Annotated in this window: 19 protein-coding genes and 1 pseudogene; 7 read left to right on the forward strand and 13 right to left on the reverse strand. The window is 71.4% G+C overall.

The window, feature by feature from the left end; translation table 11 throughout:
- Positions 1–197: 197 nt before the first annotated feature.
- Entirely contained in the window at positions 198–758 is a 561-nt protein-coding gene (locus AB0D85_RS21995) for a YciI family protein (RefSeq protein ID WP_362322616.1), read from the forward strand.
- A 15-nt stretch (positions 759–773) separates the two neighbouring features.
- Here AB0D85_RS21995 and AB0D85_RS22000 read toward each other — a convergent pair whose 3' ends face one another.
- Both AB0D85_RS22000 and AB0D85_RS22005 read right to left on the reverse strand, forming a co-directional pair.
- Complete coding sequence (locus AB0D85_RS22000) at positions 774–881, reverse strand: VOC family protein (RefSeq protein WP_362322618.1); 108 nt, start codon at positions 879–881, stop codon at positions 774–776.
- 11 nt (positions 882–892) lie between these two features.
- Positions 893–1,825, reverse strand: a complete 933-nt coding sequence (locus AB0D85_RS22005) for an aminoglycoside phosphotransferase family protein (protein WP_362322620.1) — start codon at positions 1,823–1,825, stop codon at positions 893–895.
- Between the two features lie 114 nt (positions 1,826–1,939).
- Between AB0D85_RS22005 and AB0D85_RS22010 the strand changes: the two genes are divergently transcribed.
- The gene (locus AB0D85_RS22010) at positions 1,940–2,872 is read left to right on the forward strand and encodes an oxidoreductase (protein WP_362322622.1); all 933 of its coding nucleotides are present in this window, start codon (positions 1,940–1,942) and stop codon (positions 2,870–2,872) included.
- A gap of 113 nt (positions 2,873–2,985) precedes the next feature.
- Here AB0D85_RS22010 and nirD read toward each other — a convergent pair whose 3' ends face one another.
- The 6 genes from nirD to AB0D85_RS22040 all read right to left on the reverse strand — a co-directional run bounded on the left by nirD (position 2,986) and on the right by AB0D85_RS22040 (position 9,179).
- A complete protein-coding gene (gene nirD, locus AB0D85_RS22015; protein ID WP_362322624.1) occupies positions 2,986–3,339 on the reverse strand; it encodes a nitrite reductase small subunit NirD in 354 nt (117 codons plus the stop codon).
- A complete protein-coding gene (gene nirB / locus AB0D85_RS22020) occupies positions 3,336–5,951 on the reverse strand; it encodes a nitrite reductase large subunit NirB (protein ID WP_362322626.1) in 2,616 nt (871 codons plus the stop codon). The genes nirD and nirB overlap by 4 nt, the downstream gene beginning before the upstream one ends.
- Positions 5,951–7,186 carry an FAD-dependent oxidoreductase gene (locus AB0D85_RS22025; protein ID WP_362322628.1) on the reverse strand — a complete coding sequence of 412 codons (1,236 nt, stop codon included), beginning with the start codon at positions 7,184–7,186 and terminating at the stop codon, positions 5,951–5,953. The genes nirB and AB0D85_RS22025 overlap by 1 nt, the downstream gene beginning before the upstream one ends.
- A gap of 277 nt (positions 7,187–7,463) precedes the next feature.
- Entirely contained in the window at positions 7,464–8,087 is a 624-nt protein-coding gene (locus AB0D85_RS22030; protein WP_362322630.1) for a class F sortase, read from the reverse strand.
- Between the two features lie 168 nt (positions 8,088–8,255).
- Positions 8,256–8,780: a hypothetical protein gene (locus tag AB0D85_RS22035; RefSeq protein ID WP_362322632.1), complete on the reverse strand. Its 525-nt coding sequence runs from the start codon at positions 8,778–8,780 to the stop codon at positions 8,256–8,258.
- 243 nt (positions 8,781–9,023) lie between these two features.
- The gene (locus AB0D85_RS22040; RefSeq protein ID WP_362322634.1) at positions 9,024–9,179 is read right to left on the reverse strand and encodes a hypothetical protein; all 156 of its coding nucleotides are present in this window, start codon (positions 9,177–9,179) and stop codon (positions 9,024–9,026) included.
- 60 nt (positions 9,180–9,239) lie between these two features.
- On the opposite strand from AB0D85_RS22040, the gene AB0D85_RS22045 reads away from it, so the two are divergent.
- Positions 9,240–9,815 (forward strand): GNAT family N-acetyltransferase, encoded by a 576-nt coding sequence (locus AB0D85_RS22045; protein WP_362322636.1) that lies wholly within the window; start codon positions 9,240–9,242, stop codon positions 9,813–9,815.
- Between the two features lie 48 nt (positions 9,816–9,863).
- Here the strand turns inward: AB0D85_RS22045 and AB0D85_RS22050 are convergent, their stop codons facing one another.
- Both AB0D85_RS22050 and AB0D85_RS22055 read right to left on the reverse strand, forming a co-directional pair.
- On the reverse strand, positions 9,864–10,049 hold the full coding sequence (locus AB0D85_RS22050; protein WP_362322638.1) for a DUF397 domain-containing protein: 186 nt from the start codon (positions 10,047–10,049) through the stop codon (positions 9,864–9,866).
- 3 nt (positions 10,050–10,052) lie between these two features.
- Positions 10,053–10,940, reverse strand: a complete 888-nt coding sequence (locus AB0D85_RS22055) for a DUF5753 domain-containing protein (RefSeq protein ID WP_362322640.1) — start codon at positions 10,938–10,940, stop codon at positions 10,053–10,055.
- A 194-nt stretch (positions 10,941–11,134) separates the two neighbouring features.
- Between AB0D85_RS22055 and AB0D85_RS22060 the strand changes: the two are divergent.
- The 3 genes and pseudogenes from AB0D85_RS22060 to AB0D85_RS22070 form a co-directional block, all read left to right on the forward strand.
- A pseudogene (locus tag AB0D85_RS22060) lies at positions 11,135–11,506 on the forward strand (ATP-binding protein); the annotation flags it as partial.
- 111 nt (positions 11,507–11,617) lie between these two features.
- Entirely contained in the window at positions 11,618–11,866 is a 249-nt protein-coding gene (locus tag AB0D85_RS22065; protein ID WP_362323281.1) for a hypothetical protein, read from the forward strand.
- Positions 11,863–12,105 (forward strand): hypothetical protein, encoded by a 243-nt coding sequence (locus tag AB0D85_RS22070; protein ID WP_362322642.1) that lies wholly within the window; start codon positions 11,863–11,865, stop codon positions 12,103–12,105. Before AB0D85_RS22065 ends, AB0D85_RS22070 begins: the two co-directional genes overlap by 4 nt.
- A gap of 13 nt (positions 12,106–12,118) precedes the next feature.
- Here the strand turns inward: AB0D85_RS22070 and AB0D85_RS22075 are convergent, their stop codons facing one another.
- Together AB0D85_RS22075 and AB0D85_RS22080 are read right to left on the reverse strand one after the other, a co-directional pair.
- A complete protein-coding gene (locus AB0D85_RS22075) occupies positions 12,119–12,775 on the reverse strand; it encodes a YceI family protein (RefSeq protein ID WP_362322644.1) in 657 nt (218 codons plus the stop codon).
- 244 nt (positions 12,776–13,019) lie between these two features.
- The gene (locus AB0D85_RS22080; RefSeq protein WP_362322646.1) at positions 13,020–14,663 is read right to left on the reverse strand and encodes a M4 family metallopeptidase; all 1,644 of its coding nucleotides are present in this window, start codon (positions 14,661–14,663) and stop codon (positions 13,020–13,022) included.
- Positions 14,664–14,802: 139 nt separating this feature from the next.
- Between AB0D85_RS22080 and AB0D85_RS22085 the strand changes: the two genes are divergently transcribed.
- The gene (locus AB0D85_RS22085; protein ID WP_362322648.1) at positions 14,803–15,234 is read left to right on the forward strand and encodes a gamma-glutamylcyclotransferase family protein; all 432 of its coding nucleotides are present in this window, start codon (positions 14,803–14,805) and stop codon (positions 15,232–15,234) included.
- A gap of 47 nt (positions 15,235–15,281) precedes the next feature.
- On the opposite strand, the gene AB0D85_RS22090 is transcribed toward AB0D85_RS22085, so the two are convergent.
- Positions 15,282–17,375 carry a molybdopterin oxidoreductase family protein gene (locus AB0D85_RS22090; protein ID WP_362322650.1) on the reverse strand — a complete coding sequence of 698 codons (2,094 nt, stop codon included), beginning with the start codon at positions 17,373–17,375 and terminating at the stop codon, positions 15,282–15,284.
- Positions 17,376–17,417 lie beyond the last annotated feature (42 nt).

The raw sequence follows: 17,417 nt of genomic DNA on the forward strand, positions 1-17,417 counted from the left end.
GGCCAAGAGGCCACCGACGTCGGACCCGAGCGGCACCCACGACCGATTTTCGCGCTGTCACCACGGCGCGGGCAACGCGTCACATCAACTTGGTACGACCTGGCTGATCGGCAGCCGGCGTCCAGGGGCGGGCGAGGGGGCGCCGTTCCGGAAACCGTGTTGAGGTGTCGGCCCGCTGTGCGGGAGGGTCCGGTGGCATGGAGTTCTTCTGTTACCACCGTGACCGGGCCGGATCCCTCGCGTTGCGCCGGGAGTTGGCGGAGGAGCACTGGTCCTACATGGACCGGTACGCGGCGGAGCTGATCGCACGCGGTCCCACCTTCGCCGCCGACGGTGAGACGCCCACCGGGAGCGTGCACATCGTCGATCTGCCCGGTCCGGACGCCGCCCGTGCGTTCGCCTTCGACGAGCCCGGTCATCAGGCCGGTGCGTACCGGGACGTGCTGCTGCGGCGGTGGCGCAATCTGCTGGGGCGCACGATGTGGGAGTTCCCGGGCGGACGGGTCGGTGGCGACCGCTATCTCGTGCTCGGCCTGGGGCCGGACCGGAGGACCGTCGGCGATCTCGGTCTGCCGTCCGGCGCCGACCGCGACGACCTGATCGCCTTCGGGCCGTTGCTGTCCGACGACGCCGCCTCCTGGGTCGGTACGGCGGCGCTGGTCCGGGCCTCGGACCCGGACCGGGCACGGGCGGTCCTGGCCTCGGCCCGGTACGCGGACGTGGAGGTGCACAGGTGGGAGTTCGGCGGGCGACGGTGATCGGACGGAGGGCGGCTACGCCACGTCGGCCGCCCGGATGTCCAGGTGCACGCGGTTCTTGACCCGCTTCTCGTCCGGGACGAGCTGGAACCCCAGACGCGGGCCCCGGCCCGACGTCGGCATCCCTTGTCCCTTCAGGCCACCAGCAACTCCGCCAGTTCGTCGACGAATTCGGTGATGCGGTCGAGTCGGGGGCCGTCGCGTGCGATGCGGAAACCGTGCCGGCGGGCCCAGAACGACGCCTGTACGGCGTGGAACTGGGTCCAGCGCCGTACGCGTTCGCGGTTCAGCTCCGCCGTCTCGGCGAAGACGTCCAGCAGGCGGTGGGCCGTCTTCGCCACGTTGTCGGCCCCCATGAGCGTCAGGGCACGGGACTTCAGCAACGTACCGGCGTCGTACGCGGGGTCCCCCACGTACCCCTTCGGGTCGACCGCCAGCCACGGTTCCCGGTCCGCCCGCAGGATGTTCCGCGCGTGCAGGTCGCCGTGGATCAGGGTGTCCGGCTGGGTCCGGCCCAGTTCGCGGGCCGTGGCGACGGCCGCGTCCACCACGCGGGGCGGCAGCGCGTGCGCCAGCTCGACGGCGTCCCTGCGTAACTCCGTCACCCAGGCCTCGGCCCGGTCCCGGAGCCGGGGCAGGCCCGCCGGTGCCGGGACGGCCAGGCGGTGGCTGAGGCGGCCCGCGATCGTCACCACCGTCTCGTCGTCGGACTCGAGCGCCGCCAGTGTCGACATGTGGGCCCGTTCGAGGAGGAGGGCGAAACGGGTGTCGTCCCGTCGGCGGAGGAGGACCGCTCCCCGGCCCGCCCACGCCTCGAAGGCGTCCGGCTCGTGGACGTTCCCGGGGTGGGGGAAGGACACCTTGAGGACCGATGCCCCGCCGGCCGACCGCTCCCGTACGGGGACGATCACTCCCACACCGCCGTGCGTCACCTCGCCGTCGGGGACGCAGTCCCAACGGTCCAGCAAGTCCTCGACGATCGACGGGAGTTCGGCGATCCATGCCGCCCCGCGGTCGCCCTCCCGGTCGATCGTGCCGCGTACCAGTGCCTCTGGGATCCCGATCACCCCGGCACCCTATGCGCCGGCCGGTTCGTACGGCGTACGGCCGCGTCCGCCGTTCCGCGCGCCCCGCCCTCGTAGGCTGACCGCACCACTGACCCCACCAGTGAAGGGCGCCCCATGAGCAGCGGCTGGAGCAGCACCGACATGCCCGACCTCACCGGGCGCGTCGCCGTCGTCACCGGGGCCAACAGCGGGCTCGGGTACGTCACCGCGAGGGAGCTGGCCCGGAAGGGGGCCCGGGTCGTGCTCGCCTGCCGCAGTGCGGCGCGGGCGCGCGAGGCGGGGGACCGGATGGCCGCCGAGGTCCCGGGCGCGCGCATCGAGTTCGCGCCGCTCGACCTCGGGGATCTCGCCTCCGTGCGGGACTTCGCGGACTCGTACCCGTACGACCGGCTCGATCTCCTCGTCGACAACGCCGGGGTGATGGCGCCTCCGTACGGGACCACGGCGGACGGCTTCGAGACGCAGTTCGGGGTCAACCACCTCGGGCACTTCGCCCTCACCGGGCTGCTCATGCCCGTCCTGACGCGTACCGCCGGCGCCCGTGTCGTCGCCGTCTCCAGCATGATGCACGCCCTGGCCAACATCGACCTGAACGACCTCAACAGCGCTCGGAGCTACCGGCGTTGGGTCGCCTACGCGCGCTCCAAGACCGCCAACCTGCTCTTCGTGCACGAACTCGCCCGGCGCGTGGACGCCCAGAGGTGTGACCTCGTCGTCGCCGCCGCTCATCCGGGGTACGCCGCCACCAATCTGCAGACCGCCGGGCCCCGTGGCGAGGGACGGCGGGCGGCCGAGCGGGTGATGGAGGCCGGGAACCTCGTGTTCGCGCAGTCCGCCGACGCCGGGGCCCTGCCCACCCTCTACGCGGCCACCGCGCCCGGCGTACGGCCCGACTCCTTCACCGGGCCCTCGTTCGCCATGTGGCGCGGGGCGCCCGCCCCCTCCTGGCGGGCCCCCTGGACCCGCAACGACACGATGGCGCAACGGCTCTGGGCGGAATCGGAGCGACTGACCGGCGTGTCCTACGACGCCGTTCTCCCGGCGTGACCCACAGCGAACCGCCGGCGGGAGGGTGGACCGCGCCCGTTCCGCGCGGTCCCGGTCCGTCCCGCCCGCGCGCAGCGGCATCGGTCAGGTGATGCCGCTGCCCTCAGGGGTGGCTACGCGGCGGCCCGCACCTCGTACGCCGCCACCCGCACCGTCTCGTCGTCCAGGCAGGCGCCGGTCTCCAGGTCGAAGCGCTGCTTCAGGAGGGGCGAGGCCACGAACGGGCGGCCCTGGTGGGTGCCGGTCAGGCCGCGGGAGAGGACCGCCGCGCCGCCGAACGGGTCGCGGTTGTCGATCGCGAACAGCCGGTCCGCGCGGTCGCGGAACACGGCGACCTGGCGGCCGTCCGGCAGGAGCGCGGCCACGCCCCGGCCGGGGGTCAGCCGGCTCAGGTCGCAGACCGTGAACCAGCTTTCCTCCAGCTGCAGTTGGACCTTCAGGTCGGTGGTCTCGGGTGCCAGGGTCATCGCTGGGCGCTTCCTTCCAGGACGTCTGCAGTGTCTGACGCGGGACGCATGCCGATGGACAGCAGCGGCAGGTCGGGCTTCATCTGGTCGCGCTCGGGCACGAAGCCGACGACCGGGTCGGGGGTGTCGGGGGCGTTGACGAAGGACACGAACCGGGCGAGCTTCTCCGGGTCGTTGACGGTCGACGCCCACTCGTCGGCGTAGTTGGCGACATGCGCCGCCATCAGGGACTCCAGCTCCTCGCAGATGCCGAGGGAGTCCTCGACGACGACGTCACGGACGTGGTCGAGGCCGCCGGGGATCCGCTCCAGCCAGGTCGACGTGCGCTCCAGACGGTCCGCCGTACGGATGTAGAACATCAGGAAGCGGTCGATCAGACGGATCAGTTCGGCGTCGGTGAGGTCCTGGGCGAGCAGGTCCGCGTGGCGCGGGGTGGCGCCGCCGTTGCCGCCGACGTACAGGTTCCAGCCGTTGGAGGTGGCGATCACGCCGAAGTCCTTCGACTGGGCCTCCGCGCACTCGCGGGCGCAGCCGGAGACCGCCGACTTGAGCTTGTGCGGCGACCTGAGCCCCCGGTAGCGCAGCTCCAGGTCGATCGCCATCCGGACCGAGTCCTGGACGCCGTACCGGCACCAGGTGGACCCCACGCAGGACTTGACGGTCCGCAGGGCCTTTCCGTACGCGTGGCCCGACTCGAAGCCGGCGTCCACCAACCGCATCCAGATCAGCGGGAGTTGCTCCACGCGGGCACCGAACATGTCGATGCGCTGGCCGCCGGTGATCTTCGTGTAGAGGCCGAAGTCCCGGGCGATCTCGCCGATCACGATCAGGCCCTCGGGGGTGATCTCACCGCCGGGGATGCGCGGGACGACCGAGTACGAGCCGTTCTTCTGCAGGTTGGCGAGGAAGTGGTCGTTGCTGTCCTGGAGGGCCGCCTGCTCGCCGTCCAGGACGTAACCGCTCACGCCGATCGTCGGGGCGAGCGAGGCGATGACCGAGGCGACCGCGGGCTTGCAGACCTCGCAGCCGTCGCCGCCCTTCGCGCCGTCGCGGCCGTACCGGTCGAGCAGGTCCTGGTACGTGTTGATGCGCAGCGCGAGGACGATCTCGTACAGCTCCTCGCGGGTCTGCGAGAAGCAGCCGCACAGGCCCTTGTCGACCTCGACGCCGGACGCCTCCAGCTCGGCCGTGACCAGCTGCCCGAGGACCTTGACGCAACTGCCGCAGCCGGTACCGGCCTTGGTGCACTTCTTGACCTCCGGCACGGTGGTGCAGGAGTGCTCCGTCACCGCGCCGCGGATCGTGCCCTTGCTGACGTTGTGGCAGGAGCAGATGACCGCCTCGTCGGGCAGGGCGGACGGACCGAGCTGGGCGCCGCCGCTCGCGCCGGCCGGCAGCACCAGCGACTCGGGGGAGATGGGCGGGACCGAGCCGGTCAGGGCGCGCAGGGTGCCGTACGCGTCCGCGTCGCCGACCAGGATGCCGCCGAGCAGCGTGCCGTCCCGGCCGATGACCAGCTTCTTGTACAGGCCCGAGCGGGAGTCGGAGTAGACGACGTCCAGGCAGTCCTCGGTCGTGCCGTGCGCGTCGCCGAAGGACGCCACGTCCACGCCGAGCAGCTTCAGCTTGGTGGACAGGTCGGCGCCGGTGAAGGCGGCCTCGTCGGCGGCGATGGTGGCCGCGGCCGTCTCGGCCTGCTCGTAACCGGGGGCGACCAGGCCGTACACCCGGCCGTCCGCCGCCAGCGCGCACTCGCCGATCGCGAACACATGGGGGTCGTTCACCGTACGGCACTGCTCGTCGACCGTGATGCCGCCGCGCTCGCCGACGGACAGGCCGCAGTCGCGGGCGAGTTGGTCACGGGGCCGGACGCCGGCGCTGAACACGACGAGATCCGTGGCGAGTTCGGAGCCGTCGGACAGCTTCATGCCCGTGACGGCGCCTTCGCCGTCGACGACGATCTCCTGGGTGCCGACGCCCGTGTGGACGGTCAGGCCCATCTCCTCGATGGTGCGCAGCAGGGCCGCGCCACCGCCCTCGTCGACCTGCACCGGCATCAGCCGGGGCGCGAACTCCACGATGTGGGAGGTGAGTCCGAGGCCCTTGAGCGCGCCCGCGGCCTCCAGGCCGAGGAGACCGCCGCCGACCACGGCACCCGTCGACGCGGTCTTCGCGTACTCCTCGATCGCGAGCAGATCCTCGATCGTGCGGTAGACGAAGCAGCCGGTCGCGTCCTTGTGGGGGACCGGCGGCACGAACGGGAACGAGCCGGTGGCCAGGACGAGCGTGTCGTACGAGAAGACCTTGCCGGACCTGGCGGTCACCCTCTTCGCCTCGCGGTCGACCGTCACCGCCGGGTCGCCGATGTACAGCTCGATGCCGTGGTCGTTGATGAACTCCATGTCGGTCATGGAGAGTTCCTCGGCGGTCCGGCCCGAGAAGTACGAGGTGAGGGCGACGCGGTCGTACGCGGGACGCGGCTCCTCGCAGAGCACGACCACGCGGTGCGTTGCGGTCAGGCCGCGCTCGGCGAGCGCTTCGAGGAAGCGCTGGCCGACCATGCCGTGGCCGACGAGCACGATCGTGGGGGTGGCCCCCGGGGTGGTGGTCATCAGGAGCCTCCATCGTTGGTGAGCAGGTGGAGCAGGGGCCCGCCGTCGGAGGGCAGCGGCTCTGCTCCCTCCCAGGCGCGGGCGAGCGCGCCGACGGTGCCGAGTTCGCCGACCAGGACCCCGCCGACCAGCCGGTCGTCGCGGACGACGACCTTGCGGTAGGTGCCCCGGGTGGCGTCGGCGAGCTGCACGACGTCGTCGCCGGGGCGGGCTTCGGTCTCGCCGAACGCGGCGAGGTCGAATGCCGCGGACGCGTCGGAAGGGGTGCCGGAGCCGGCGAGGGTGAGTCGGGTGAGGGAACGGGTGCCGGTGTAGCGGGAGTCGGAGTCCCCGGCGATCAACTCCGCCAGGGCCTCGGCCTGTTCGACGGCCGGGGCCGCCAGCCCGTACACCGTCCCCGCGTGCTGGACGCAGTCGCCGATCGCGTGGATGCGCGGGTCGGAGGTGCGCAGTTCGTCGTCGACCAGGACGCCCTGGTGGACGGCGAGACCGGCGTCCAGCGCCAGGCCGGCCCGGGGGCGGACCCCGCACGCGACGACGACCAGATCGGTGTCGAGGACGTATCCGTCGGCGAGTTCGACGGAGCGGACCGCGCCGCCGACGCAGCGCACGTCCCGCACCCGGCACTCGGTGTGCACTTCCACCCCGAGGTCCTTCAGATGGCGCAGCACGAGCTTCGAGGCGGCCGGGTCGAGCTGGCGCTCCATGAGCCGTTCCGCCTGCTGGGCGAGGACGACCTTCGCCCCGCGCACGGCGAGCGCGCGGGCCGCGGACACGCCGAGCAGCCCGCCGCCGATGACCACCGCCCGCACCCCGGGCCGTACCGCCTTGGACAGGCCCAGGCAGTCGTCCATCGTGCGGAACGCGTGCACGCCCTCGGGAAGCACGTGGTCAGGGGTGAACAGGCCGCGCAGCGGCGGGAGTACGGGGTTGGAGCCGGTCGCCAGGACCAGCATGTCGTATGCGATCCGCGTGCCGTCCGCGCAGTCGACGGCTCGTGCGGCGCGGTCGATGCCGGTCACCCGGGCGCGGACGATGCCGGCGGGTGCGGGGAGGGCGATCACCTCGGGGGCGTAGCGGCCGGCCAGCACCTCGGCGAGCAGCACCCTGTTGTACGGGCGGTGCTCCTCGTCGCCGACGAGCGTCACGGGCGTGCCGAGCTCACCGAGCCGCCGGGCGAGACGGACGCCCGCGAGGCCGGCGCCGATCACCACCACACGCGTATTCGAGGTCATGCTTAGGAGCGTGCGGGGCCGACGTTACCCGGCCGCATCACATCTGTTTCCCGTGAGGAACGCTGCCCTCTTCGGGGGCGGCGGGTGGGTGTGAGGGGTCCGGGAGCGGGGCGGCGGGGGCTGTGAGGTGCGGGAAACGCGGGGGTGCGGGCGCGGGCCGCGGGTGGGCTGCGAACGGGCTGCGGCCGGGCTGGCCGGGCCGCGTGACCGGTCGGCGTGACCGGCGGTCGGCGTGGCCGGTCAGCGTGGCTGGTCCGTGGCTGGTCGGTGTGGACGGTCAGCGGCTTCCGGTCAGGTGGGCGAAGACGACCACGTTGCCCTGGTAGCCGGTGGTCCGGGAGTAGCCGCCGCCGCAGGTGATGACTCTGAGCTCGGGGCGTTTCGCGGCTCCGTACACCTTCGCGTCGGGGAAGTTCCGGGCCTGGTAGACCTCCACCGCGTCCACGGAGAAGACGGCGACGCTCTTGTCCCGCCGGTCCACCTCGATGGCCGCGCCGCGTTTGAGGGCGCCGAGGGCGTAGAACACGGCGGGGCCCTCGGTGTTGTCCACGTGCCCCGCGACGATCGCGGTGCCGGTCTCACCCGGGGTGGTGCCGGCCTCGTACCAGCCGGCGAGGTTCTTCTCGGCGGCGGGCGGGACGTCGAGGCTGCCGGCGGGGGTGAGGGCGAGGCCCATCAGGGGGGCGTTCACATGGATGGCGGGGATACGGATACGGGTGGGTGGGGAGGGGGACAGCGCGGGGGCCCTGAGGCGCTCCTCGCCGGGGTCGGGGCGGCCCTCGGCGGCGGACGGCTGGGGTGGCGCGGTGCCCGGTCCGGAGCCGGGACCGAGGAGCCACACACCGGAGCCGAGGGCTACGACGGTTACGACGGCTATCGCGGTGTCCCCGATCTTGCGCATGCGAACCCCTCTTTCGAAGGTTAGAACCTCTCACGCAGGGGGCTGGTTCCAGTGTTGGTGAGACCCTCTCACCAACCTGACCCCCTACCCCCTCCGGGCCGCGAGGGGCGTCGGACCCGGAGGGGGCGGGATGTGCGGTACCGGCGGACGGACAGCGGAGGGTGTCCGTCAGATCCCGTCGCCTCTCGCCCGGCGATGCAGGAGCCAGGTACCGCCCGCGGCGGCGACGGCCAGAGCCGACACGCCCGCCGCGGTCTGCACGGGGTCGGTGCCGAACGCGCCACCGACCCCCGTCTTCACACTGCCGTGGGGCTGCACCTGCTGCCCGGCGGCCGGTGCCAGCGCCACCGTCAGGTCACCGGTCACCTCCAGGTTCCCCTCGGCGCACTTCGCGACGATCTCGTACGTCCCCGGCTGCGCGCTCGGCGGCACCCGGAACTGCCCGATCGCCTCGCCCTCGTGGGCGCTGGGCGCCAGCGTGAACGTGCCGGCGCCCACCGAACTGCCGTCGCCGACCGCCGACCCCTTCTCGCCGCAGGCCGCCGTGTTCACCGAGACCTGCCCGCCCGGCGCCGCGGTCGACGGGTACACGTCCAGGCCGCTGGTGACGCCGCCGTACGCCGGCGCGGCGGCGATACCGGCCGCGGCCGCGGCGAGCGCGGTCCCGGCCAGCAGACGGGCGGTGCGTCGCATGGTGCTCCCTCGTCGAGCTCGTCCCACTCCCTTGCTCTACCGAGGTAAAAGCCAACCGGCCGGGACCGCTTCCTGAGATTCCGTCGGCTGTGGGATGAACGGGTGTCACAGAGGGCACCCGCAGTGCCCGTTGAGGCGGAATTCCGGCAGGTCAAGGGCCCTGAGAGGGGGTAAGTATGAAGAACACACGAACGGCGGGTGCCGTGGGGAGTGAACGGGTGACCCGCCTCGCGACGCCGTCCCCTACGGCTGCGGAAGGCGCAGCGCCAGGCCGTCCAGGACCACCTCCAGCGCGTACCGGAACTTGGCCTCCCGGCGCGCGGCCGGGTCCTCGGCCATGGCGTCGGCGTCGGCGTACGCACCGGCGAGATCATCGTGGCCGGCGGCCCGCCACGGCACGTGGCACACGGCACCGGAAACTGGAGTGCGTCGAGGTGGCGGCCCCGGAAGGATGCAGGCATGGTCACCCCCTTGGATGTCCCGCGCTTGGCTGCCGGCGACAGCTTTGTGCTCCGCGCTTGGGAGCTCGGAGATCTGTCTCTCGTCCGGGAGGCGTCGAGTGATGACTACATCCCGTTGATCACGACTGTTCCCTCGACGTACTCGCGGGCGGCGGGTGAAGCCTTCGTCCAGCGGCAGTGGGAGCGGGCGTCCACCGGTGCTGGGTATCCGTTCGTCATCGTGCGGATCGAGGACGGGCGCCCGCTCGGGACGGTCGGTCTCTGGGTGCGGGACCGGGGCGAGGGACGTGCGTCGCTGGGGTATTGGCTTGCTGGGTCGGCCCGTGGCCGAGGGATTGCTTCGGAAGCCCTCCGTGCGGTTGTCCGCTGGGCCCTCGGCGACCTGCGGATTCCCCGTCTTCAGCTGTATGTCGAGCCGTGGAACGTGGCGTCCCGGCGGACGGCTGAGCGCGTGGGATTCCAGCGTGAGGGTGTGCTCCGCAGTTGGCAGCAGGTGGGTGAGGAGCGCCGGGACATGATCATGTATTCGATGCTGGGTGCCGACGCGCGCGAGGAGAGCGGCGGGACCTCCTGACGCGCACACGACGCCGGTCCGCCGACCGGCCGGACCGGAGGCCCGGAGCTACAACGTCCCTGTGACGAGGGCGGTCTTGAAGAGGGCCCACGTGGTCGGAGCGAGGCGGAGGCCGGGATCGTCAGCGTTCTTCGAATCTCGTACGGCCACAGCCGTAGGGATGTTGGTGGCTATCTCCACGCACTCGGCCGCCTGGTCGCTGTAGCTGGACTTGCGGTACTCGAACCCAGGCATGGCTCACAGTTCCTTTCGAAGGCTGTGGAGAAGCGACACCGAGGCCGTCTCGTCCAGTGAGCGGTCGGTGATCATCTCGAACAGTTCATCGTAGGCCGATGCCCCGTCACCGCCCTCCACCCACCGCTGGGCGAAGGGCGCTTCGACGTAGACGATGTCCATGGCGCCTGGTTCGGCGAAGGACATGATGTTGAACGAGCCGTTCAGTCCGGGGTGTGTACCTCCGCCGAACGGGAAGATCCGCAGCGAGATGCTCGGGAGTTCGGCCATCTCCGCGAGGTGGTCCAGCTGGCGTTGGGCCGTTGCGATTCCGCCGGGGAAGTTGCGGAGCACGGCTTCGTAGATCACTGCGCGGAAAGCGAGCGGAGGGTCGTCGGAGAGGCGCTTTTGGCGTGCGAGTCGCGCCGCGACAAACTCTTCGTCAGGCTCTGGACTCTTGGCCGCTGGTGAGGCCGGGGCGGTTCGCAAGGCTGTTGCGTATGCGGCAGTCTGCAGCAGGCCCGGAACGAACGCGGGTTGCCAGGCTCGGATTCCGGTTGCCGCGCTCTCCAGGGTGACGTACTCCTGCATGACCCCGTGGATCGTGTAGTCCTCCCACCAGCCCTTGGCCTTGCGCCGCTCCCGGTTGACTCTCGCCAGTTCCAGGAGCCCGCCGACCACTCCGGGATCGCGAACGCCGTACAGCTCGCACAGCGCCCGGATGTCCGGATCCCGTACGGGCACCCAGCCGCCCTCCATCTTCGCGACCTTGGTTGTCGACGCGGTGAGCGCCGTGGCCGCGTGGGTCTGTGTGCGGCCGGCCGACGTGCGCAACCTGATCAGCTCGCGACCCAGCCGCCGCCCCAGAACGGTGGACGTGCTGTTGCCCTGCATGCGCTGGTCGGCGGTCACGCTGATGCTCCTCGTGGTCTCGGTGCGCGGTCAGTCTGGCTCGGAGTGTGAGTGCCTCGCAATCACCCTTCGGAGGAATTTATCCGGGAGGAACTTGCGACATATCTTCGCCTGCATCTACCTTCGGTGACGAACTGATCGCAGGGCGAAGTCGGTTGCCGGCTGGCGCCCGCCCCTGCCCGGAGGTGAGCGACATGGTCGCCCCCAAAGAGTCCCCCGAGCTCGACGTCCCCCTCCGATACGACCGTCTCGACTACACCCCGCTGCCCAGAAGCGTCAGCCTCGCCCGCCACAGGGCGCATCGCCTCGTCACGGAGTGGGGGCATCCGGAATTGGCCGCTGACACCGCCCTGCTCGTCTCCGAGTTGGGCGGTAACGCGGTACTGCACGGCTGTCTCCGTGACCGGCTCTTCCGGGTTGAAATCGCGCTCAGTGAATGCGTCTTACGCGTATCCGTATCCGACCCGAAGGGAGAGCTGCTGCCCAGCCCGCGTGATCCCTCGCATGACGACATGTTCGGCCGAGGGCTGCTCATCGTGGGCGGCATCGCCGATCGATGGGGCGTCGACGAGCTCGCCGTCGGCAAGTCCGTGTGGGGTGAACTCGATGTCACACGGTCGGCCGTGCTCGCCGATTACGGTGGCGGCAGCGCACCCCCGCCTTTGAGGAGGACGACCATGGCCGAACCGTTGAAGACCTTCGTCAACGGCGTCGAGGTCGAGGTTCCCAACAGCATCCCCGGCATCCGTGCGGCTCTCCCCGAGGAGCGGCGCGAGGAGTTCGACCAGGCCATCAACGAGGCCGGTGTGCAGGACATCCATGCAGTCATGCGGCACTGGATGCTCGAAGCCGTCCCCGACCCGGAGGCCGAGGCGCTGCTGCAGCGCCTGGCGGCGGACGAGGCCGAGAGGCGGGGCGTCGCTTGAGCTATCGCATCACCTACGCCCCGCCTGCCGACGACACCTTGGCCAAGATGGGCAACGCTCATGCGTTCAGGAACGCGATGACGGCAACCATCGGACGTGATCCCTACGGGCACGGGTCGACCGCCGTCAGAGGCGAGCGTGACCGCCGTGAGGCCACGGTGCTGGGCGCCATCGTGCTCTACTACGTCTCCGGATCCGTCCTGACCGTGACGGTGGTCAGGCTCATCCCATCGCTTTGAACGGTGCCCGATGCTACGCCGGCGTCGACCGGATCGCCGCGATGTCGAACTGCAGCCGTACCGTCTCGCTCACCATCGCGCCGCCCTCCGCCAGCCGGGAGTTGTAGGACAGGCCCCAGTCCATGCGGTTGATGGTGGTGGTGCCGTCGAAGCCGACGCGCTCGTAGCCGAAGGGGTCCGTGACATTGCCTATGTAGGTGAGTTCCAGGTCGACCGGACGGGTCGTGTTCTTGATGGTCAGGTCGCCGGTCATGACGTAGACGTCGGGGGATTTGAGGCGGACCGCCGTGCTGGCGAAGCGCATGCGCGGAAACGTGGCCGCGTCCAGGAAGTCGCGGCCGACCAGGTGGCCGTCCCGCTGCTCCACGCCCGTGTCGACGCTGCCCGTGGACAGGATGATCTCCGCCTGGGAGCGGGACGGGTCGCGGCCGTCGAAGTAGAGGCGGCTCTTGTACTCGGCGAAGGCCCCGCGGACCGTCGTCACCATCGCGTGCCGGACCGAGAAACCGATTCTGCTGTGCGCCGGGTCGATGATCCATTCGCCGGTGAGGGCGGCGAGGGCGGGGTCCAGGAGTACGGGGGCGGAGGTGGGGGAGGAGGGTGCCTTCGCGGGGCGGGACGGGGTCGTGGGGGTGCGCCGGGAAGTGTGGGGGCGGCTGAACAAGTTCATGATTTATCTAGTTAGTGCACGCGGGAAATTGCCGCAAGGGCTGGTCAGGACAAGGGAGTTCCGGAATTCGGCGGGCCGTCACGGAAAACTCACATCTTCGCCATGGGATCTGCTCAGGGGCCCCTTGAATGCCCCGTCTATTCCTTGAATTCCATGTATTCACCTTTGTTTGGGGTGTGCGACGGCCGCCCCGGTCTGTTCACCGGTCACCGGGGCGGCCGCCGTCAGCCCCTGGCCCCGCAGGTCAGTTGACGTTCACCGCGCTCCAGGCCGCCGCCACCGCGTTGTACTCCGTGCTCCCGGCCCCGTACAGGTCCTTCGCCGCGTTGAGGGTCGCCGTCCGCGCGCCCGCGTAGTTCGTCGAGGACGTCATGTAGACCGTCAGCGCGCGGTACCAGATCGCGCCGAGCTTGTCGCGGCCGATGCCGGTGACCGTCGAGCCGTTGTACGTCGGCGAGTTGTAGCTCACGCCGTTGATGGTCTTCGCGCCGCTGCCCTCCGCGAGGAGATACGCGAAATGGTTCGCGACGCCGGAGGAGTAGTGCACGTCCAGGTTCCCGACCGACGAACTCCAGTAGTCCGCCGAACTCCCGTCCTTCGACGGCTGGTCCATGTACCGCAGTGCCGTCCTGCCGAAGCCCGAGCGGACGATCTTCTCGCCGATCAGGTAGTCGCCGGGGTCGGAGGGGTTGTTGGCGTACCACTCCACCAGCGTGCCGAGGACGTCGGACGTGGCCTCGTTCAGGCCGCCGGACTCGCCCGAGTACGTCAGCGCCGCCGTCTTGGAGGTGACCCCGTGGGTCATCTCGTGGCCCGCCACGTCGAGCGCCACCAGCGGGCCGAAGGTCGTCCCGTCACCGTCGCCGTACGTCATGCAGAAGCAACTGTCGTCCCAGAAGGCGTTGTTGTAGCTGTTGCCGTAGTGGACGCGGTTGTACGAGCCCTTGCCGTCGCCCGCGATGCCGCTGCGGCCGTGGACGTTCTTGTAGTAGTCCCAGGTCTCGTTGGTGCCGTACTGCGCGTCGACGGCCGCCGAGGAGCGGTCCGAAGTGGCCCCCGTGCCCCAGTGGTTGTCGGCGTCCGTGAACACCGTCGAGGGCGCCCGGCTGATGCAGATGCCGAAGATGCACAGGTCGGTCTTGTTCGCCGCGTCACCCGTGTACGTGTTGCCGCGGGTGGGGTCGGTGAGGTTGTACGCCGATCCGGACTGCGTCGTCTCCAGCGGGACCGTGCCGCTGTACAGCGACTGGCCGTCGCCCGTCGCCGTCTCGATGCTGTCCCAGGCGTCGATCTGGGCGCCGCTGCGGGCGTCCGTCAGCACCGTGCGGGCGACCGGGTTGCCGAGCGAGTCCTCGCCGACCGCGTTGGTGCGCCAGGCCAGCTTCGGGGTGCCGTGCAGGGCGTCGACGACCAGCTGCGGCTTGGCCCGCACCTGCTTCAGCGCGTCGCCGAGGCTGGCCGCCCGCAGCGCGTTCACCGCGAGGTCGGCGGCCTTCGGTGCGGAGATGTTCGGGGCGATCGAGGCGAGGGATATCTTCGCGCGGGTCGCCCGGTCGGCGCTGCGGTAGGCGCCGTCCGGCTTGAGGTGGACGACGAAGTCGCCGCCCAGGACCGGGAGTTGGCGGTACGTGCGGTCGTACCGGACGTGCTGGGTGCCGTTCCTGTCGACGATCACGTCCCGGACCGAGGTGCCCTCGGCCGATGTCAGGCCCAGGCCGGCGGCGTACCGGGTCAGTGCCTGTGCCGCGTTCTCGATCGCGGTGGCCCGGGTCGGTCTCGCGTCGGCGTGGGCGGCGGGGGAGAGCGCTGCGGTCAGCAGGGTCGCGGTGGTGGCCGCGACGCCGGCCGTGGTGAGGCGGGAAACGCGGGTCTTCCGTGTCCGACTCATCAGTCTCCTTGGAGAGGTGCCTCGAAGGCGTGGGGGTGGCGCTGATGGTTGACTGCGATTTAAGAGCTCATGACAAGTCGTGTCCATAGCGCCTCCATGGAGATGTGTGTGGGTGTGGCGTGGGTGGAGAATCCTTTCTGTGACCCTCAGAACCCCGCCCCACCTCCCCTTCTTCGTCTACGGCACGCTCCGCCCCGGCGAGATCAACCACGACGCGTTCCTGCGGGGCCGGACCGAGGCGGAGGAGCCCGGCCGTCTCGCGGACGCGGTGCTCTACGACGGGCCCGGCTACCCGTACGCCGTCGAGGAGCCCGGGGGAGGGGAGGTGCGCGGCGAACTGGTCACCGCGCGCCCGGAGTCGTACGACCGACTGCTCCTGGAAGTCGACGAGTTGGAGGAGTGCGTGCCGGGCGACCCGGCGAGCCTGTACGTGCGCGTCGAGCGGGACGTCGTACGGCTGCGGGACGGGATCACCGTCCGGGCCTGGGTGTACGTCGCCGGACCCGTCGTCGCCGCGAAGCTGCGCGCGGACGGCCGGCGGATCGACGGCGGGGACTGGCCGGCCCGCTGAGCCGCCGGCCTGAGGGTGACCTGCCGGCCCAAGGGCGACCCGCCGGCCTACGGCAGCGCTGTCTCCGCCCGCACCGTCTCCACCCGCACCGCGCACGCCTTGAACTCCGGCATGCGGGAAGTCGGGTCCAGGGCCGGGTTGGTGAGGGTGTTGGCGCGGCCCTCGCCCGGCCAGTGGAAGGGCATGAAGACGGTGTCCGGGCGGATCGTGGCGGTGACCCGGGCGGGGGCCACGGCCCGCCCGCGCCGGGAGACGACGGCCACCGGATCGCCGTCGGCCGCCCCGAGGCGCGCCGCGAGGCGGGGGTGCAGTTCGACGAAGGGGCCGGGCGCGGCCGCGTTCAGCTCGGCGACCCGGCGGGTCTGCGCGCCCGACTGGTACTGGGCGACCACCCGGCCGGTGGTGAGCAGCAGCGGGTACTCGGCGTCCGGTTCCTCGGCGAGCGGGCGGTGGGTGACGGGGGCGAAGCGGGCCCGGCCGTCCTCGGTGGCGAAGCGGTCGAGGAAGAGGCGGGGGGTGCCGGCGGCCGCGGGCCCCTCCGCCGGGCAGGGCCAGAACACGCCCTGCTCCTCGGCGAGCCGGCGGTAGCTGATGCCCGAGTAGTCGGCCGGACCGCCCGCACTGGCCCGGCGGAGCTCCTCGAAGACCTCCTCCGGGTCGGTCGGGAACCCCTTCTCCACACCGAGGCGCCCGGCGAGCCCGTGCAGGACCTCCAGGTCGCTGCGGATCCCGGCGGGCGGGGGGAGCGCCCGGCGGCGCAGCAGGACGCGGCCTTCGAGGCTGGTGGTGGTGCCGGTCTCCTCGGCCCACTGGGTGACCGGGAGGACGACGTCGGCGAGGGCGGCGGTCTCGGACAGGACGACGTCACAGACCACCAGAAGGCCGAGCGACCTGAGACGCTCCTCGACATGCGCCGCCCGGGGCGCCGACACCACCGGGTTCGACCCCATCAGCAACAGCGCCCTGATGTCCGTACCCAGCGCGTCCAGCAGCTCGTACGCGCTGCGCCCCGGCCCCGGGAGGCTGTCCGGGTCCACGCCCCACACCCCGGCCACATGCCGGCGCGCCTCGGGGTCGGTCAGCTTGCGGTAGCCGGGCAACTGGTCGGCCTTCTGGCCGTGTTCGCGCCCGCCCTGCCCGTTGCCCTGCCCGGTGAGGCAGCCGTACCCGGACAGCGGCCGCCCCGCCCGGCCGGTCGCCAGGCACAGGTTGATCCACGCGCCGACCGTGTCCGTCCCCTTGGACTGCTGCTCGGGCCCGCGCGCGGTGAGCACCATCGCCGCCTCGGGCTCGCGGAACAGCCGTACCGCCTCACGGAGTTGGGGAACGGACACCCCCGTGATCCGTTCCACGTACTCCGGCCAGTGCGCCATCGCCGCCGCCCGTGCCTCCTCCCAGCCGGCCGTGCGCTCGGCGATGTACGCCTCGTCGGTGCGGCCCTCGGCCACCACGAGGTGCAACAGGCCGAGGGCGAGGGCGAGATCGGTGCCGGGGCGCGGGGCGAGATGCAGGTCGGCCTGTTCGGCGGTCCTCGTCCGGCGCGGGTCCACGACGATCAACGTGCCGCCGTTCTCCCGCAGTTCGGCGAAGTAGCGGAGCGCCGGCGGCATGGTCTCGGCGAGGTTGGAGCCGACCAGGATCACACACCCGGTCCTCGGGATGTCCTCCAGCGGGAACGGCAGCCCCCGGTCCAGGCCGAAGGCCCTGGTGCCGGCGGCCGCGGCCGAGGACATGCAGAAGCGGCCGTTGTAGTCGATCTGCGAGGTGCCCAGCACCACCCGCGCGAACTTGCCGAGCGAGTACGCCTTCTCGTTGGTCAGCCCACCGCCGCCGAACACACCGAGCGCGTCGGCGCCGTGGGCCGCCCGCACCGACGCCAGCCCGGCGGCGACCCGGTCCAGCGCCTCCTCCCAGGAGGCCGGTACCAGCGTGCCGCCCTCGCGCACCAACGGCGAGGTCAGCCGCACCGCCGACGACAGCACCTCGGGTGCCGTACGCCCCTTGCCGCACAGCGCTCCCCGGTTCACCGGGAAGTCCGCGCGCTCGGAGACCTCGACGCCCCCCGCGGGCAGGGGCGACAGGGCCATCCCGCACTGCAGGGCGCAGTACGGGCAGTGGGTGGGCGTCGAGGCGGTCTCCATGCGGCCCAGCGTGCGTCGGGCTTGTTACGGCACGTGACCGAA

The organism is Streptomyces sp. NPDC048277 (assembly GCF_040652235.1).
Taxonomy (GTDB): domain Bacteria; phylum Actinomycetota; class Actinomycetes; order Streptomycetales; family Streptomycetaceae; genus Streptomyces.

Bases quoted from the DNA above. Each gene is read 5' to 3' on its own strand.
- AB0D85_RS22000 (WP_362322618.1), bottom strand. From the start codon at position 881: ATGCCGACGTCGGGCCGGGGCCCGCGTCTGGGGTTCCAGCTCGTCCCG.
- AB0D85_RS22075 (WP_362322644.1), bottom strand. From the start codon at position 12,775: ATGAACTTGTTCAGCCGCCCCCACACTTCCCGGCGCACCCCCACGACC.
- AB0D85_RS22090 (WP_362322650.1), bottom strand. From the start codon at position 17,375: ATGGAGACCGCCTCGACGCCCACCCACTGCCCGTACTGCGCCCTGCAG.
- AB0D85_RS22030 (WP_362322630.1), bottom strand. From the start codon at position 8,087: ATGCGCAAGATCGGGGACACCGCGATAGCCGTCGTAACCGTCGTAGCC.
- AB0D85_RS22050 (WP_362322638.1), bottom strand. From the start codon at position 10,049: ATGCCTGGGTTCGAGTACCGCAAGTCCAGCTACAGCGACCAGGCGGCC.
- AB0D85_RS22045 (WP_362322636.1), top strand. From the start codon at position 9,240: ATGGTCACCCCCTTGGATGTCCCGCGCTTGGCTGCCGGCGACAGCTTT.
- AB0D85_RS21995 (WP_362322616.1), top strand. From the start codon at position 198: ATGGAGTTCTTCTGTTACCACCGTGACCGGGCCGGATCCCTCGCGTTG.
- AB0D85_RS22035 (WP_362322632.1), bottom strand. From the start codon at position 8,780: ATGCGACGCACCGCCCGTCTGCTGGCCGGGACCGCGCTCGCCGCGGCC.
- AB0D85_RS22010 (WP_362322622.1), top strand. From the start codon at position 1,940: ATGAGCAGCGGCTGGAGCAGCACCGACATGCCCGACCTCACCGGGCGC.
- nirD (WP_362322624.1), bottom strand. From the start codon at position 3,339: ATGACCCTGGCACCCGAGACCACCGACCTGAAGGTCCAACTGCAGCTG.
- AB0D85_RS22080 (WP_362322646.1), bottom strand. From the start codon at position 14,663: ATGAGTCGGACACGGAAGACCCGCGTTTCCCGCCTCACCACGGCCGGC.
- nirB (WP_362322626.1), bottom strand. From the start codon at position 5,951: ATGACCACCACCCCGGGGGCCACCCCCACGATCGTGCTCGTCGGCCAC.
- AB0D85_RS22025 (WP_362322628.1), bottom strand. From the start codon at position 7,186: ATGACCTCGAATACGCGTGTGGTGGTGATCGGCGCCGGCCTCGCGGGC.
- AB0D85_RS22065 (WP_362323281.1), top strand. From the start codon at position 11,618: ATGGCCGAACCGTTGAAGACCTTCGTCAACGGCGTCGAGGTCGAGGTT.